Origin of the sequence: Paenibacillus sp. FSL H8-0332 (genome assembly GCF_037963835.1) — a bacterium.
Taxonomy (GTDB): Bacteria; Bacillota; Bacilli; order Paenibacillales; family Paenibacillaceae; genus Paenibacillus_AQ; species Paenibacillus_AQ rhizoplanae.
Genome location: NZ_CP150145.1, coordinates 1051726 through 1065712, shown reverse-complemented (window position 1 = coordinate 1065712; position 13987 = coordinate 1051726). Strand labels below are relative to the sequence as shown.

Annotated in this window: 14 protein-coding genes; 7 read left to right on the top strand and 7 right to left on the bottom strand. The window is 50.6% G+C overall.

Annotated elements, in window-relative coordinates; all coding sequences use genetic code 11:
• The first annotated feature begins 140 nt into the window (after positions 1-140).
• Positions 141-542, top strand: coding sequence for a secondary thiamine-phosphate synthase enzyme YjbQ (locus NST43_RS04705; protein WP_036727896.1), 402 nt, complete (start codon positions 141-143; stop codon positions 540-542).
• A 144-nt stretch (positions 543-686) separates the two neighbouring features.
• Here the strand turns inward: NST43_RS04705 and NST43_RS04700 are convergent, their stop codons facing one another.
• From NST43_RS04700 to NST43_RS04690, 3 genes are all read right to left on the bottom strand, one after another.
• The gene (locus NST43_RS04700) at positions 687-1268 is read right to left on the bottom strand and encodes a TetR/AcrR family transcriptional regulator (protein WP_209991628.1); all 582 of its coding nucleotides are present in this window, start codon (positions 1266-1268) and stop codon (positions 687-689) included.
• 3 nt (positions 1269-1271) lie between these two features.
• The gene (locus NST43_RS04695; protein WP_339222846.1) at positions 1272-1904 is read right to left on the bottom strand and encodes a YigZ family protein; all 633 of its coding nucleotides are present in this window, start codon (positions 1902-1904) and stop codon (positions 1272-1274) included.
• Positions 1905-2030: 126 nt separating this feature from the next.
• Positions 2031-3386, bottom strand: coding sequence for a glucose-6-phosphate isomerase (locus tag NST43_RS04690; RefSeq protein ID WP_209991630.1), 1356 nt, complete (start codon positions 3384-3386; stop codon positions 2031-2033).
• 265 nt (positions 3387-3651) lie between these two features.
• Here NST43_RS04690 and NST43_RS04685 point away from each other — a divergent pair, with 265 nt between their 5' ends.
• The 5 genes from NST43_RS04685 (at position 3652) to NST43_RS04665 (ending at position 8156) form a co-directional block, all read left to right on the top strand.
• Positions 3652-4554 carry an NAD(P)-dependent oxidoreductase gene (locus NST43_RS04685; protein ID WP_209991631.1) on the top strand — a complete coding sequence of 301 codons (903 nt, stop codon included), beginning with the start codon at positions 3652-3654 and terminating at the stop codon, positions 4552-4554.
• A 151-nt stretch (positions 4555-4705) separates the two neighbouring features.
• Positions 4706-5197 carry a GNAT family N-acetyltransferase gene (locus tag NST43_RS04680; protein WP_339222845.1) on the top strand — a complete coding sequence of 164 codons (492 nt, stop codon included), beginning with the start codon at positions 4706-4708 and terminating at the stop codon, positions 5195-5197.
• A 492-nt stretch (positions 5198-5689) separates the two neighbouring features.
• Positions 5690-6505, top strand: a complete 816-nt coding sequence (locus tag NST43_RS04675) for an ATP-binding cassette domain-containing protein (RefSeq protein WP_339222843.1) — start codon at positions 5690-5692, stop codon at positions 6503-6505.
• 19 nt (positions 6506-6524) lie between these two features.
• Positions 6525-7355, top strand: coding sequence for a hypothetical protein (locus tag NST43_RS04670; protein ID WP_339222841.1), 831 nt, complete (start codon positions 6525-6527; stop codon positions 7353-7355).
• Positions 7356-7403: 48 nt separating this feature from the next.
• The gene (locus tag NST43_RS04665; protein WP_339225333.1) at positions 7404-8156 is read left to right on the top strand and encodes an ABC-2 family transporter protein; all 753 of its coding nucleotides are present in this window, start codon (positions 7404-7406) and stop codon (positions 8154-8156) included.
• A gap of 251 nt (positions 8157-8407) precedes the next feature.
• On the opposite strand, the gene NST43_RS04660 is transcribed toward NST43_RS04665, so the two are convergent.
• From NST43_RS04660 to tkt, 4 genes are all read right to left on the bottom strand, one after another.
• Complete coding sequence (locus NST43_RS04660; RefSeq protein WP_339222840.1) at positions 8408-8632, bottom strand: alpha/beta hydrolase; 225 nt, start codon at positions 8630-8632, stop codon at positions 8408-8410.
• Between the two features lie 165 nt (positions 8633-8797).
• Positions 8798-10255, bottom strand: coding sequence for a M14 family metallocarboxypeptidase (locus NST43_RS04655; RefSeq protein ID WP_339222839.1), 1458 nt, complete (start codon positions 10253-10255; stop codon positions 8798-8800).
• 343 nt (positions 10256-10598) lie between these two features.
• Entirely contained in the window at positions 10599-10916 is a 318-nt protein-coding gene (locus NST43_RS04650; RefSeq protein WP_339222838.1) for a pyrimidine/purine nucleoside phosphorylase, read from the bottom strand.
• Between the two features lie 35 nt (positions 10917-10951).
• Positions 10952-13000 (bottom strand): transketolase, encoded by a 2049-nt coding sequence (gene tkt, locus NST43_RS04645; RefSeq protein WP_339222836.1) that lies wholly within the window; start codon positions 12998-13000, stop codon positions 10952-10954.
• A gap of 306 nt (positions 13001-13306) precedes the next feature.
• On the opposite strand from tkt, the gene NST43_RS04640 reads away from it, so the two are divergent.
• Entirely contained in the window at positions 13307-13951 is a 645-nt protein-coding gene (locus tag NST43_RS04640; protein WP_339222834.1) for a hypothetical protein, read from the top strand.
• Positions 13952-13987: the final 36 nt, after the last annotated feature.

Here is a 13987-nt window from a genome sequence, read left to right as displayed (position 1 = left end):
ATTATTCCTATTAATATACTTGGTTTAAAGTTATTCCTACTTTACCAAATACCGCTTGCTGCCGTCAATTACTTTGTTAGTTTTTGGGTAAAAGTATAAGTAGCACTCGTTATATCCAAATCAGAGAGGGGCTGTTCATGATGCTGCATACTATGGAGATCACCACCAGCAAACGGGATGAAATGCGGGATATTACCCGCGAGGTTCAGGCTTATGTGAAGAATAGCGGAGTTCTTAACGGACTGCTGATTGTCTATTGCCCGCACACCACCGCAGGGATTGCAATTAACGAGAACGCCGATCCTGATGTGAAGCGTGATGTGTTGATGCGTCTGGATGAGGTCTATCCCTGGGAGCATCCCAAATACCGCCATGCCGAGGGCAATACAGCTTCCCACTTGAAATCCATTACGGCCGGTCCTTCGCAGACCCTAATTATTCATGAAGGGGCTGTGCTCTTGGGCCGTTGGCAGGGCATCTATTTTTGCGAGTTCGATGGCCCAAGGCAACGCCAGTGCCACCTCAAAATTATGGAAGGCTAGCACTGCCTGCCCTTGTAGAAGAGCAGCTACGCATGAACCGCGAAGCTGCTCTCTATACAATTTATAGTTCCTGTAACACTTTCACCATGCAAAGTTATACCAATGCAACGCTCTAAAGTACGAGCCGTTAAAAAAAACAGCTTTTTATAAACTGCGGCTTAATACCTTAACATGTGTCAGGGCAGCTTGCTTCACATCTTCGAACAACACTTTATCCTGGATATAATACGAAATAAATCCGTGAGCAGACAGGAATAAGGTCAGCGGAACTTTCTGCCAGTCCTCTGTTACATATCCCTCTTCCTTCATATGACGGCGGACAATGCTCGCAAACAACTCGAAACATCGGCCCTGTTCTGCCCGGCAATAAGCCAGCAGCTCTTCGTCGCGGATCATAAACATGATCTCATACTGATACGGATGGTCCAGCCCGAACCGGATGAACTCCATAATCAGCTGCTCCACCCGGGTCATTCCCTCTTCAGGCGGAGTGGTCATAGCTTGATTCAGCAGCGAAGCCACATGATTGAAATCCTCAACGACAATGGCGTAGAAGAGTTCGGCTTTCTCTTTGAAATGGTAATACAGGGAGCCGTGGCTGTAACCCAGGTGCTGACCAATGCTGCGCATCGAAATGGCACGGTACCCTTTGGTGATGAAAAGATGCCTCGCCGCCTCCAGAATTCTTTCTCTCGACAACTCCTGTTCCACTGCTCTTCTTGCCATAATCTATTCCCCTTCGCTGTAGTAAAGCCGCCGCCCTTCCGTAACCAGGGATTGCCCCTCCGTAAGATCGGTTATCCATGCGATAAATGCGTCACCTTCATTATTGCGCGGAAGACACAGCAGTGTAACTTTATCCGTAAACAAAGTCTCTCCGGTCTGGATATTCCGGCCCCGCAGTGCATTCTCCACCTTGCCCAGCCAAGTGTACTCGATTTCCACGAATACCTCCCGCCTCAGCACACGTGTGATGACCTCTCCGGCCGTAAGCGCCAGTACAGCGCCATCGGTATAGGCCCGGATCAGCCCGCCTGCACCCAGCATGATGCCTCCGAAATAACGGGTAACAACAATAGCGACATTCTTCACCTGTTGGCTGCGGATTACTTCCAAAATCGGTTTCCCGGCCGTTCCACTCGGTTCCCCGTCATCCGACTGTCTCTGGATCTCATCCCTCTCTCCGATCATATAAGCAGAGCAGTTATGCGTTGCATGCCAGTGCTGCTTCTTGATCGAATCGATAAATTGCACAGCTTCTTCCTCGTTCTCCACCGGCATAACATGCCCGATGAAGCGTGATTTACGGATTACGACCTCCCGCGAGCCGGGGGTACGTACCGTCCGGTATTGTTCCAGCATTGTTGTCCATTCCTTACTCTACATGTGATGATTTGATATATATTAGGAGCAGCCCTGGTAGTGGTTACCTATGGACTGCTCCCTGATGACTTATCTTACTATGAATGATCTGCGGTTAGAGTGGGACTATTCGGTAAGTCTGGCTTCCAGCTCTGCTTTTTCTTTCTCATAGCCTGGTTTGCCCAGTAGTGCGAACATGTTCTTCTTGTAGGCTTCAACACCCGGCTGGTCGAACGGATTCACACCCAGCAGGTATCCGCTGATCCCGCAGGCCTTCTCGAAGAAGTACACCAGATAGCCAAAAGTATAAGGAGTCTGGTCAGGGATGGTAACGATCAGGTTCGGCACTTGGCCATCTGTGTGCGCCAGCATGGTTCCTTGGAAAGCCTTCTTGTTCACGAAATCCATCGTCTTGCCTGTCAGGAAGTTCAGTCCGTCCAGATCATCAGGATCAGATTCGATAGATACATGGTGCTGTACCTGCTCTACCTGGATAACCGTTTCAAAGATATTGCGGTTACCCTCCTGAATGAATTGACCCATGGAGTGCAGGTCTGTCGAGAAGTCAACCGAGGAAGGATAGATTCCCTTGTAATCCTTGCCTTCGCTTTCGCCGTAGAGCTGCTTCCACCATTCAGAGACAAAGTGCAGGGACGGCTCGTAGTTCACGAGGATTTCAGTCGTCTTGCCTTTGCGGTAGAGCGCGTTACGTACTGCAGCATATTGATAGCTCTGGTTCGTAGCCACATCGGGGTTGTTGAACTCATCGGCTGCGGCTGCGGCCCCCTGCATCATTTCTTCAATGTTAATTCCCGCTACGGCGATAGGCAGAAGGCCTACCGGTGTCAGGACGGAATAACGTCCGCCTACATCATCAGGGATAATGAACGACTCATAGCCTTCTTCGTTAGCCAGCTTCTTGAGTGCGCCCTTCTCCTTGTCTGTTGTTGCGTAGATCCGTTTGCGGGCTTCTTCCTTGCCGTATTTCTTCTCCAATGCTGCGCGGAAGATACGGAAGGCAATAGCAGGCTCGGTAGTTGTACCGGATTTGGAGATTACATTCACGGAGAAGTCCTTGCCTTCTACCAGATCAAGCAAATGCGTAATGTAGGTGGAGCTGATGTTGTTTCCGGCAAAATATACTTCCGGAGTCTTGCGCTTGTCCTTGGACAGGTTATTGTAGAAAGAATGTGACAGCGCCTCAATAGCTGCGCGTGCCCCTAGGTAAGATCCGCCGATACCAATAACGATCAGCACTTCGGAGTCGCTCTGGATTTTCTTGGCAGCCTGCTGAATACGGGCGAATTCTTCCTTGTCATACGCTGTAGGGAGATCAATCCAGCCCAGGTAGTCGGAGCCGGCTCCGCTCTTGTTATGCAGTTGTTCGTGGGCCAGCTTCACCGGAGCGGCGAAGTAGTCGATCTCGGTCTGGCTGAAGAAGGAAAGGGCTTTGGTGTAATCAAAATTAATCTTCTTGGACATCGGTAATGGTAGCCTCCTGTTTATCTCTTTAGATTTGAATCCGTGTGTTGCAACATTATAATCTAGAATACTTTAATTTGCCTTGACTGGCAAGGTCTTAAGGCATACCCCCGGCTTTGGAGCCCTGTTTATGAAAATTTGTTGAAAGCGGTTACTAAGCAGACAAGGATACCTGTTCTGTGGAACATGCCTCAACCTTCTGATAGAATGAAGGACAAACTTAGTTTCTATAATATGATCTCAGGAGAGCAAAGGTGGAAATGATATGAAGCACATCGGCTTTATCGGACTCGGAACAATGGGAGCACCTATGGCGTCGAACCTGCTGCGAAGCGGCTTTGAGGTTACGGTGTACAACCGTACAGCAGAGAAATGCAAACCTCTGGAACAGGAAGGCGCGAAAACAGCCGCCACACCACAGGCAGCAGCGGAAGGCAAGGATGTTATTATCACCATGATCAGCAACGATGATTCGATCCGTGATGTCTTCTACAGTGACGATGGTATTCTCGCTACCCTTCAGCCGGGAACAACTGTGATTGATTCCAGTACCATCTCCCCCGGCCTTGCAAAGGAGATCGCCGCTGAAGTTGAAGCACGGGGCGGCAGCTTCCTTGATGCCCCTGTAACCGGCAGCAAGCCGGCAGCTATCGACGGCACACTGGTCTTCATGGTCGGCGGACATGCCGAAGTGATTGAGAAGCACCGGGATCTCTTCGACTCCATGGGCCGCCTGCTGCTGCATATGGGCGCTAACGGCAGCGGCGCTGTAGCCAAGCTGGCTCACAATGCCATGGTAGGCATTCACAATGTCGCGCTCGCCGAGGGCTTCTCCATTGCGGTGAAGTCCGGGGTACCCGCAGATAAGTTTCTGGAGCTGGTGAAGAACGGATCGGCAGGCAGCAAGCAGGCTGAGCTAAAGGGCCAGAAGATCATCGAGGGCGACTTCAGCAACCAGTTCTCCCTTGCCCTGATGCTCAAGGATCTCAAGCTGGCGTCCTCGCTCAGTGATTCCACCGGCGTCCCTTCCCCTATGCTCGGCGTAGCCAAGAGCATGTTCCAGGCAGGCTTCAACCACGGCTACGGCGATGAGGATCTGTCCGCTGTGGTCAAATCCTACGAAGACTGGATCGGCCGTAAGATCGGCGGCACAGGGGATACGGAATAGCAGGCTATACTAGATTGCGTGATTACCCAGGCACAGCCGGATTTATCGGCTGTGCCTTTGTGTGTAACCATTCTAACAGCAGCATTCTTAGCATTTGCTTATCATCTAGTTAAGTCTTCACACTAGTATAATTCTCAGGGAGGGACATGAAATGGTATCCTTTGAGCTATCCCAACCGCAAGATGCAGCAACCTTGGCAAACGTTCAAAAACGAACCTTCGATGATGATGCCCGGCGTTATCAAAATAAAGATGAGGACGGGCCTCCCGGTTACGATTCTGTGCCCTGGCAGGCGGAACAGATGCAGCAGGGCCATTACTACAAGCTTCTGAAAGACGGTGGAATTGTTGGCGGGATGATAATCTTCCCGTCGTCCACAGAAGAGGAATGTCATCTGGGCCGGATTTTTATCGATCCCTTATATCAGAATCAAGGGTTCGGGCATGAAGCTTTGCATTTCTTATTTGTACAGTATCCTGCGGCCAAGCGCTGGACGCTGGATACTCCCTCGTGGGCCGTCCGGAATCATCACTTCTATGAGAAGCACGGCTTCATCCGTATCGGAGAGATCTATGATGCGGAGAGCAGCCAGAGCATCTGGGAATATGAGCGGACAGGTCCGCTGACAGAAGCGGGCCGCTAAGAGCAGAATCACTTTACCGAGCGAACCATGCTAATGGACCATGTGCCAACGCCCAGCCTATTGTGTTCGGTTTTTCGCCTACATTTGGACCATGTGCCGACTCCCAGCCTATTGTGTTCGGTTTTTCGCCTACATTCTGCTTATGTAACTCGTAATCAGGGCACAGCCAGGCAGTATCGGCTGCGCCCTTTTACTATACGAGCATGGCCTTCTTGTCAGGAGTGAGAACGCAAAAGTACCGGTGATTTCATCACCGGTACGAGAAGTATATTTTACAGTACGTATACAAAAAAACATATGTTTTTCCTGCGTTAACTATAAAATTAATATAGCACAGAAATGTCAACATAACAAGCATTTTTATGGAAAACGAAGAAAATAGATGATTTTCCCCCTGCCAACCTGGCAGCAAGGATCAAGACGGCGCCCGACGCGGCTGTCCCCCTCTCCTCCCCTGATGATATGATCTTCTGCGCGAAGGAGGCGAATGATATGCAAATCAGACTGAGAGATATCCGCAAAAGCTTCAAGGTGTACAAACGCCCCGAAGGAAAATGGGGACTGCTGAGAGGAGCGTTTATGCGGAATGTTACCCAGGTGGACGCGCTCGGCGGCATCAGCTTTGATATTGAAGAGGGAGAACTGGTAGGTTACATTGGCCCGAACGGCGCCGGCAAATCCACCTCCGTCAAGGTAATGAGCGGTATCCTGACACCTGACAGCGGAGAATGCACCATCTTGGGCAAGATTCCATGGAAGCACCGCGTAGAGCATGTATCCCGGATCGGCGTCGTGTTTGGCCAGCGCTCACAGTTATGGTGGGATGTACCTGTGGCTGATTCCTTTGATGTGCTGAAGGATATTTATGCGATTCCCCCCGGAGACTACAGGCTGAGACTTTCGGAGTTAACAGCAACCCTTGGTGTGGAAGCGCTATTAAGGACGCCGGTGAGACAACTATCGCTGGGACAGCGGATGCGTTGTGAGCTGGTGGCGGCGCTGCTGCACCGGCCGAAAATTCTGTTTCTGGATGAGCCAACCATCGGACTCGATGCGGTATCAAAGCTGGCACTGCGCAATTTTTTAAAGGCAGAGAACCGCCAGTACGGGGTTACGATGCTGCTGACCACGCACGACATGGATGATATTGAGGCCTTATGTGAGCGGGTCATGGTGATCGGGCACGGCCAACTACTCTATGACGGGCAACTCTCAGGTCTGCAGCAGAAATATGCGCCGGAGGTCGTCATGAAAGTGAACACGGATGCGATGATTGCTGCTATGTACAATGACTTAGCTTTGGGTTAAGCCTATCAGGAGGTGCACAATGAATTTTAGAAATACATGGCGGGCCTGCAGCTCCCTCTTCCGAATCCGCATGGCAGAAGGGCTCCAGTACCGGGTGTCCGCCATATCTGGCACGATGGTCGGTGTGTTTTGGGCGCTTATAGAATGTGTGCTGTTCACCGTGTTCTATACATACAGCGAGAATAGCTCCTGGAATAATAACGGACTCAGCCTCTCTCAGGCCATATCCTATGTCTGGCTGGCTCAGGGGCTGTTTGTACTCCAGAGTATGAACATCGACAGCGAAATCATGGGCAAAATCAACAACGGTGACGTCGGTATCGAGCTGTGCCGGCCCATGAACCTGTACACCCACTGGTTTGTCAAAAGCTCGGCCGGCAAGCTCGGCACCAGTTGGATCAGGGGGCTGGCCACCGTACTCGCCGGGCTCCTGATGCCTGCCGGATATGCCCTAGGGGGCCCCGCCTCATTGCCTGCACTATTCTATTTCCTTCTGTCGGCGGTTATGGCGTTTGTGCTGTGCTCGGCCTTCGCTATGCTTGTGACTGCGATCCGGCTGAATATCACTTGGGGGGACGGACCGACCTATATGCTTCTACTGCTAAGCGGCATATTGTCCGGCACCTACCTCCCCCTGCGGCTCTGGCCTGATTTCATGCAGACCTTCCTGTACCTGCAGCCGTTTGGAGGGTTCGCAGATATCCCTCTGCAGCTATATATAGGTAGCGTGGCTCCTGCCGCCGCATTGCCCGGCATCGGCTTACAGCTCCTCTGGAGCCTTATCTTTATCTCGGCGGGCCGGATGATCATGAAACGCAGATTGCACAGCATTATCGTCCAGGGAGGGTGAGAGTAACGTATGCTTGCTGAAGGTAAAATTTATTGCAAATACTTGCGGATGCATCTGCTGTCCGGCATGGAATATAAGGGCTGGTGGCTGATGCTGATTCAGGTGCTTACTGTGGTGATCTCCGATCCCATAGCCACCGTCCTGCTGTTCTCCCGCTTTGGTAATATCGGCGAATGGACCGTCGCCCATATCATTCTGGTTTACTCGCTGGCGGTGGCTTCCTTCGGACTTGCCGAGAGCGTATGCCGCGGGTTTGATTATTTCCCGTGGCATCTGCTGCGCTCCGGCGATTTCGACCGGCTGCTGCTCCGCCCGCGGTCCCTGTTCGTGCAGGTCGCCGCTTCCAGATTCCATCTGCACCGGCTGGTCCGGCCGTTTACAGGGATCTGTGCTGCGGGCTGGGCGCTGGGGCAGCTCGACGTTCCCTTGACGCCCGGCAGACTCGGCATTCTGGCGATGGCGCTGGCCGGAGGCTGTCTGATGTACTGCGGAGTGTTCGTGCTAACCTCAGGTCTTGCTTTTTTCACTATCAAAGGGCTGGACTGGATCTTTCTGCTGACCAACGCCAGCTACCAGATTACCCGCTGCCCAGAGCCCTATTTGCCGCGAATGCTAAAATCCGTGTTCAGCTTTGTGCTCCCAATGCTGTTCATCAGCTTCTATCCGGCGGCCACCGTCTGCGGCTGGGATTATCCCCGCTGGCTGGGCTTCCTCTCGCTTCCCTCTGGAGCTGCCTTCCTCGGAGTGTCTCTGCTGGTATGGCGCATAGGCGTGAGGCATTACAAAAGCACGGGGAGCTGACAAAACAAAAAAAGGCACCCCAAGGTTATCCGAGGCCACTGAAAAACTAACCTTTCATAGACAAAGTAAAAAACGCATAAAAAAGACGACGCTATTCGGTTCCTCCGAATGGATGCCGTCTTTTTTACCTATTTCTTCAACTTTGGTTACTCCATGAGTTTCAATATTCATTACAGGCTGCGCCTTTTCGTTGCTGAATTACACATAGTGCTGCCTGACAGACGGTGAAGTGGCTACCCGCCGGAGGAATCTTAATTGCGGCTACCCATCCTAGCAAGCCATTCTGCGGCAGGCGACAATCCCATTCCGGGAAGATCAATGTAGATTCGTCTATAATCCTTCTGTCCGGAGAATAAGGGCTCCATACAAGCCCTCATCATCCGGTGATCTGGGCCGTTACCGTGAAGGATCAGGATCGGCTTGCCTGCTCCGGCTTCCTCAAAATTAAAGGTTATGTTGTTATCGGAATACAGCATTAACACACTCCTCTACTCATAATTAACACAAACATTTGTTCCTGTATACGGTAGCGAATATCATAATATATGGTTATTATTCACAATAAAATTATCAGTAAATACGAAAAAGCCCCGCTAAATAGCGGAGCTCCCGTAGATTCAGCAATCTATTTTGACCTCAATTTACGGAGTAATTGCAGGCTCATTCTGTACTTCCACTGGTACCTCAACATCCTCTGCCGGCTCCTGGACGGTTTCCTCTTTAGGCCAGTTGAGCTCCACCTTCCGACCGTCAATCCACCAGTTTCCGCCCGGAGTCGAGGCCAGCAGCCAGGTACCCCATCTTCCAGATACCTGGACGGTCTGCGGATCGAGATAAGTCACTTTAGGGGCGTAAGCATCCGGATATTTATAAACAGGTGTACGTACGTTTAATACGGCATTTGCCGTGATCTCCTCGATGGCGGCCAGCTTTCCCGGTGATGGATGAATCCATCCCAGTCCCTCTGCGGCTTGAACCTGAATCCAATCCCCCTTCTCTGCGATAACCTGAAGTGTTTGCGGCTGCAGACTGATCCCACCGGCTGCAGCCCCCAGTTTAGGGTATAGCTCCGTTCCCGCCAGCAGCCTCATGGACTGCTGAAGATACTGAACCTTCTGTTTATTCAGCCATAAGGAATAGGTCTGCTTCGCAGAGTACAGGCCAACCTCCTTATTTTCAGACCAGATCGTACTGAATTGTCTTAAGGGTACACTGCTCTCCCCAGCATAATCTGCAATTTCAATCGTGAAGCCGGGACGGCCATACTCTTGAATGAACCAATCCTTATACCCGCCGCCAGAAGGGTTCTTCTCCGGAGCTACCAGAGAATAACCAGTAAGATTGCCAAGCGCCCGGGCCATCGTTTTGTCGCGGTTCAGATTGCTGCTGAGCGTCTTGAAGTTCCAGAATATGATTTCACCGGAGCTATGGTAGGAAATCGTAACTTCCGGATCAATCTGTTCTGTAAAATTCATCATCAGCTGCACTTCTGGAGCCTGCCCCGGCCTATTTCCCTTATAATTCTGATACGAAGGAAATGAAACCGCATCCCTAATCGTATTCCAGTTCGCCGGATACTGGCGGTTAAGGTCAATGCCCTGCATATTGGCTTTCCAGCGGGTAAAATTAGTGCTGTTCTTGTTATACTTACGCAGCATCTGGGCCAGATCAGCCGGTAAGCCTGCTGTACCTTGCTGAGACAAGGTAACTCCATCCGGATTCACCATCGGAACGACCCAAATGCTAACTTCATCCAGTAAGTCACGGACGTTATAGTTGCCTATTCTCACATTAGTATCATAAGCCTGGGCGTAAGTGTCGATCAATTTCATCAATAATGAGCTTGTCATCCATTCTCTGGCATGATGAGAGCCGTTAAGAAACAGCACGGACTCTCCTCTCCCCAGCTTCACCGCCCACAGCTGCCGGCCATACGGACTCTTCCCCAGAGATTCCATAGATACCAGATCGGGGTACTCCGCCGCTAATCTTTCAATATCCCTCTGCATAATAGTGTAAGAATAGACCTGATTGGGGTTCACAATATTTGCCGCTGCATGTACCCGTCCTGCTGTTACGAATAACGATGCTAGCAACATGAAACTGAGCGAAAACCAAATAACCGTATGTATTTCCTTACGCAAGCCTGACCTTCTCACATCCCCAACTCCTATATCTATTTACTAGCATGGCTAGCTGAGAGAGTGAATCTCTCGAATAATGGAAGTATATGAGAATGTGCATATTTCGTCAATAATAGATAAGTTTTATTTATCTTTTGTCGAATTGTGGAAACGGCATTGCCGTCCTTTTAAGGGACGGTACCGTTTCAGCGAGAAATAGAAGGATAATTATAGCGCGAAGCATATAAATTCTTATCTTTTAAAAAAAGATCCCGGCAACTAGAGCTGCCGGGATCTTTCTTCGTTACTATGCTTTGAATTACACAATCGGGTAAGAACAGCAATAATCAGTTAATGCGAATACTTCCAGGGCAAATTTGGAGTTGCCGGGAACATGGAAGGTCTCCGCTCCGTCAATGTCCTTCCACACCTCAGTGCCGGGAAGCAGCACCTTCAGATTGCCGGAGAGAATCTCCATCGTCTCAGGGCCATCTGTGCCGAATTCGTATACGCCAGGCAGCATAATGCCGAGTGTCACCTTAGTGCCGTCTTCCAGTGTAACTGTACGGCTGGTCACTTTTCCGTCGTAATAAATATTGGCTGCTTTTTGAATTGTCGCGTTGGTGAACTGACTCATATGCTTATTCTCCCCTTTGTTCTTAGATCCGTCTATTATAGCAGCGCTTTTACGCGGCTGACTACATTTTCTACAGTGAAGCCATATTCTCTGATTACGGTGTCGCCAGGGGCGGAAGCGCCAAAGGTAGTGATTCCCAGAATGTCGCCCTGGTCGCCTGTATAACGTTCCCAGCCGAAGGTTTGCGCCATTTCGATAGCCAGACGGGCTTTCACTTCAGGCAGGATAACGGAATCGCGGTATGCTTTATCCTGCTTCTCGAACAGATCCCAGCTCGGCAAGCTGATGACACGAACATCAATGCCTTCTTCGGAGAGCGCAGCCTGAGCCTTAACCGCCAGCTGTACTTCAGAGCCTGTAGCAATGATCTGTGCCTGCGGAGTACCGTTCTTGGAATCAGAGACCACATAACCGCCGCGTTTGATGTTATCGCGCACACCGTCTACGGTTCCAGCCAGGATCGGCAGGTTCTGACGGGTCAGTACCAGTGCTACCGGATTGGCTGTATTCTCCATAGCGTATGCCCAAGCTGCAGAGGTCTCGTTGGCGTCAGCCGGACGAATGACCGTCAGCCCCGGAATGATACGCAGGGAAGCAAGCTGCTCAATCGGCTCATGGGTAGGACCGTCTTCACCGACAGCGATACTGTCATGAGTAAGCACATAAGTTACCGGCAGCTTCATGATGGAAGCCAGACGGACAGCCGGACGCAGGTAATCTGTGAAGACGAAGAACGTACCGCCGAATACCTTAAGACCGCTGTGCAGTGCAATACCATTCATAGCTGCGGCCATACCGAATTCACGTACGCCGAAGTAGATATTACGGCCGTCATAGGATTCGGAGGTGAACTGGGACAGACCGTTCAAGTGCGTCATGGTCGAGCTCTCCAGATCGGCAGAACCCCCAACCAGCTGCGGGATACCGCCAGTCAAGCCGTTCAGTGCATTACCGGAAGCCACACGGGTAGATACAGCTTTGTCTTCTGCTTTGTAGAATGGCAGATTAGCATCCCAGCCTGCAGGAAGCTCACCGTTCAGTGCAGTTTCGAGCTGTGCAGCAAGCTCAGGGTATGCTTTTTTGTAGGCTGCAAATTTATCGTCCCATGCCTTGTTGGCGGCGATTCCTTTGGCTTTTACTTCAGCAAAGCTGGCGCGTACTTCATCCGGTACATAGAAATCTTCTTCATATACCCATTTGTAGTATGCCTTCGTCAGCTTCGTTTCATCAGCACCCAGCGGGGAGCCGTGAGTACCGCCGTGGCCGCCTTTACCTTGCTTGTTCGGGCTGCCGTAGCCGATGACCGTCTTCACTTCGATCAGTGTCGGTTTGCTGCTGTCTGCCTGAGCCTCTTCAAGAGCCTTAGCCAGTGCAGGAAGATCGTTACCGTCTTCTACGCGCAGAACCTGCCAGCCGTAAGCTTCAAAACGCTTAGCTACATTCTCGGAGAATGCAAGGTTCAGCTTGCCATCGAGAGAGATATCATTCGAATCGTACATTACAATTAGTTTGCCCAGCTTCAGGTGTCCGGCAAGCGAAGCGGATTCGGAAGAGATCCCTTCCATCAAATCACCGTCGCCGCAGATGGCGTACGTATAATGGTCAATCACGTTATGTTCATCTTTATTATAAGTGGCACCCAGCTGAGCTTCAGCCATTGCCATACCTACAGCCATACCAATACCTTGTCCAAGCGGACCTGTTGTTGCATCTACACCGGCAGTGTGGCCGACTTCCGGATGTCCTGGAGTTAAGCTGCCCCATTGGCGGAACTGCTTCAATTCTTCCATAGGCAGATCATAGCCGCTGAGGTGCAGCAGGCTGTAGAGGAGCATGGAGCCATGTCCGGCAGACAATACGAAACGGTCACGGTTGACCCAAGTCGGATGGTCCGGGTTATGATTCATGGTCTTGGCGAACAATTGGTATCCCATAGGTGCGGAACCCATTGGCATACCCGGATGTCCTGAATTTGCTTTTTCAATGGCATCAATGGCAAGTGTACGGATCGTAGTGATGGCCAGGTTGTCCACCGTTGAGTTTTCTTCTTTATGAATGGCTTGATCTTTTGCTTGTTCAGTCATTAAAATAATCCTCCTCAAATCAAGAATGTCATTTTGACTATTATTGTATCACGGAAGTGGAAGCATTTCCAATTGTTTTTGCTGCAGCTTATATTTAGCGGCTTCTGCCGAGTCTATGCACTCCTATGCCAGATTTACGCCGCTCTTGAAGATGCAAGACAGGAATGAAGAGACTTAGCCTTAAGTCTAGTTTCTAATTAAGACTAAAGTTTGTTTTACAAAGCGGATTTATACAGTAAGATGGAAGTACTACAGCGGAATTTTAGCCGGATTATCCATAATTTCCAGCAGAAAGGAATTCAGAAGATGACTGCAAACAGAGACATTTATATTGTGCTGACCGGAACAGGCACGGCCTTCAGCGGAATTATTAAATGGTTCACCAAAGCGGAGCTGAATCATGCCTCGATTGCTTTTGACAGTGAGCTGCGTGAGGTCTACAGCTTCGGCCGGAAAAAAGTGTACAACCCGTTTATCGCCGGACTTATCCATGAGAACTTCATCCATCCGTTCTACAACAGTGCAGACTGTGCCATCTACCAGCTCAGAGTCAGTGAGGAAGAGTACAATACTATGTATAACCATGTCCAGGGTATGATGCAGAATCAGGAGCGTTATAAATATCACCTGCTCGGTCTGGTCGGGGTGCTGCTGAACATCCGGATTGACCGGGAGAACGCCTATTTCTGTTCCCAATTCGTCGCCTCTGTATTAGAGGAAACCACCGTTCATCCGGTAGCCAAGCCCTCCTGCTTCGTGACTCCGGAGGATTTCGCTTCATCCCTGTGTGCCCACAAAATATTCAGCGGCAAACTCTCCTACTATATGGACCGGAGTCATTCTGCGGACCTCAGAGGTTCCAGTCTACATAACCCCCAAACTACTAATCCGGCAGATTTTGCGGCCCCAAGGCTGCGGCTGCATGAAGAACGGACCGAGGGAATCGTCTGAACGATCACCCTCCGCCCGCTTGATGCCGTGTAAAAC

Coding starts and splice junctions, on each gene's coding strand:
- NST43_RS04705 (WP_036727896.1), top strand. CDS start 141: ATGCTGCATACTATGGAGATCACCACCAGCAAACGGGATGAAATGCGG.
- NST43_RS04700 (WP_209991628.1), bottom strand. CDS start 1,268: ATGGCAAGAAGAGCAGTGGAACAGGAGTTGTCGAGAGAAAGAATTCTG.
- NST43_RS04695 (WP_339222846.1), bottom strand. CDS start 1,904: ATGCTGGAACAATACCGGACGGTACGTACCCCCGGCTCGCGGGAGGTC.
- NST43_RS04690 (WP_209991630.1), bottom strand. CDS start 3,386: ATGTCCAAGAAGATTAATTTTGATTACACCAAAGCCCTTTCCTTCTTC.
- NST43_RS04685 (WP_209991631.1), top strand. CDS start 3,652: ATGAAGCACATCGGCTTTATCGGACTCGGAACAATGGGAGCACCTATG.
- NST43_RS04680 (WP_339222845.1), top strand. CDS start 4,706: ATGGTATCCTTTGAGCTATCCCAACCGCAAGATGCAGCAACCTTGGCA.
- NST43_RS04675 (WP_339222843.1), top strand. CDS start 5,690: ATGCAAATCAGACTGAGAGATATCCGCAAAAGCTTCAAGGTGTACAAA.
- NST43_RS04670 (WP_339222841.1), top strand. CDS start 6,525: ATGAATTTTAGAAATACATGGCGGGCCTGCAGCTCCCTCTTCCGAATC.
- NST43_RS04665 (WP_339225333.1), top strand. CDS start 7,404: ATGCATCTGCTGTCCGGCATGGAATATAAGGGCTGGTGGCTGATGCTG.
- NST43_RS04660 (WP_339222840.1), bottom strand. CDS start 8,632: ATGCTGTATTCCGATAACAACATAACCTTTAATTTTGAGGAAGCCGGA.
- NST43_RS04655 (WP_339222839.1), bottom strand. CDS start 10,255: ATGTTGCTAGCATCGTTATTCGTAACAGCAGGACGGGTACATGCAGCG.
- NST43_RS04650 (WP_339222838.1), bottom strand. CDS start 10,916: ATGAGTCAGTTCACCAACGCGACAATTCAAAAAGCAGCCAATATTTAT.
- tkt (WP_339222836.1), bottom strand. CDS start 13,000: ATGACTGAACAAGCAAAAGATCAAGCCATTCATAAAGAAGAAAACTCA.
- NST43_RS04640 (WP_339222834.1), top strand. CDS start 13,307: ATGACTGCAAACAGAGACATTTATATTGTGCTGACCGGAACAGGCACG.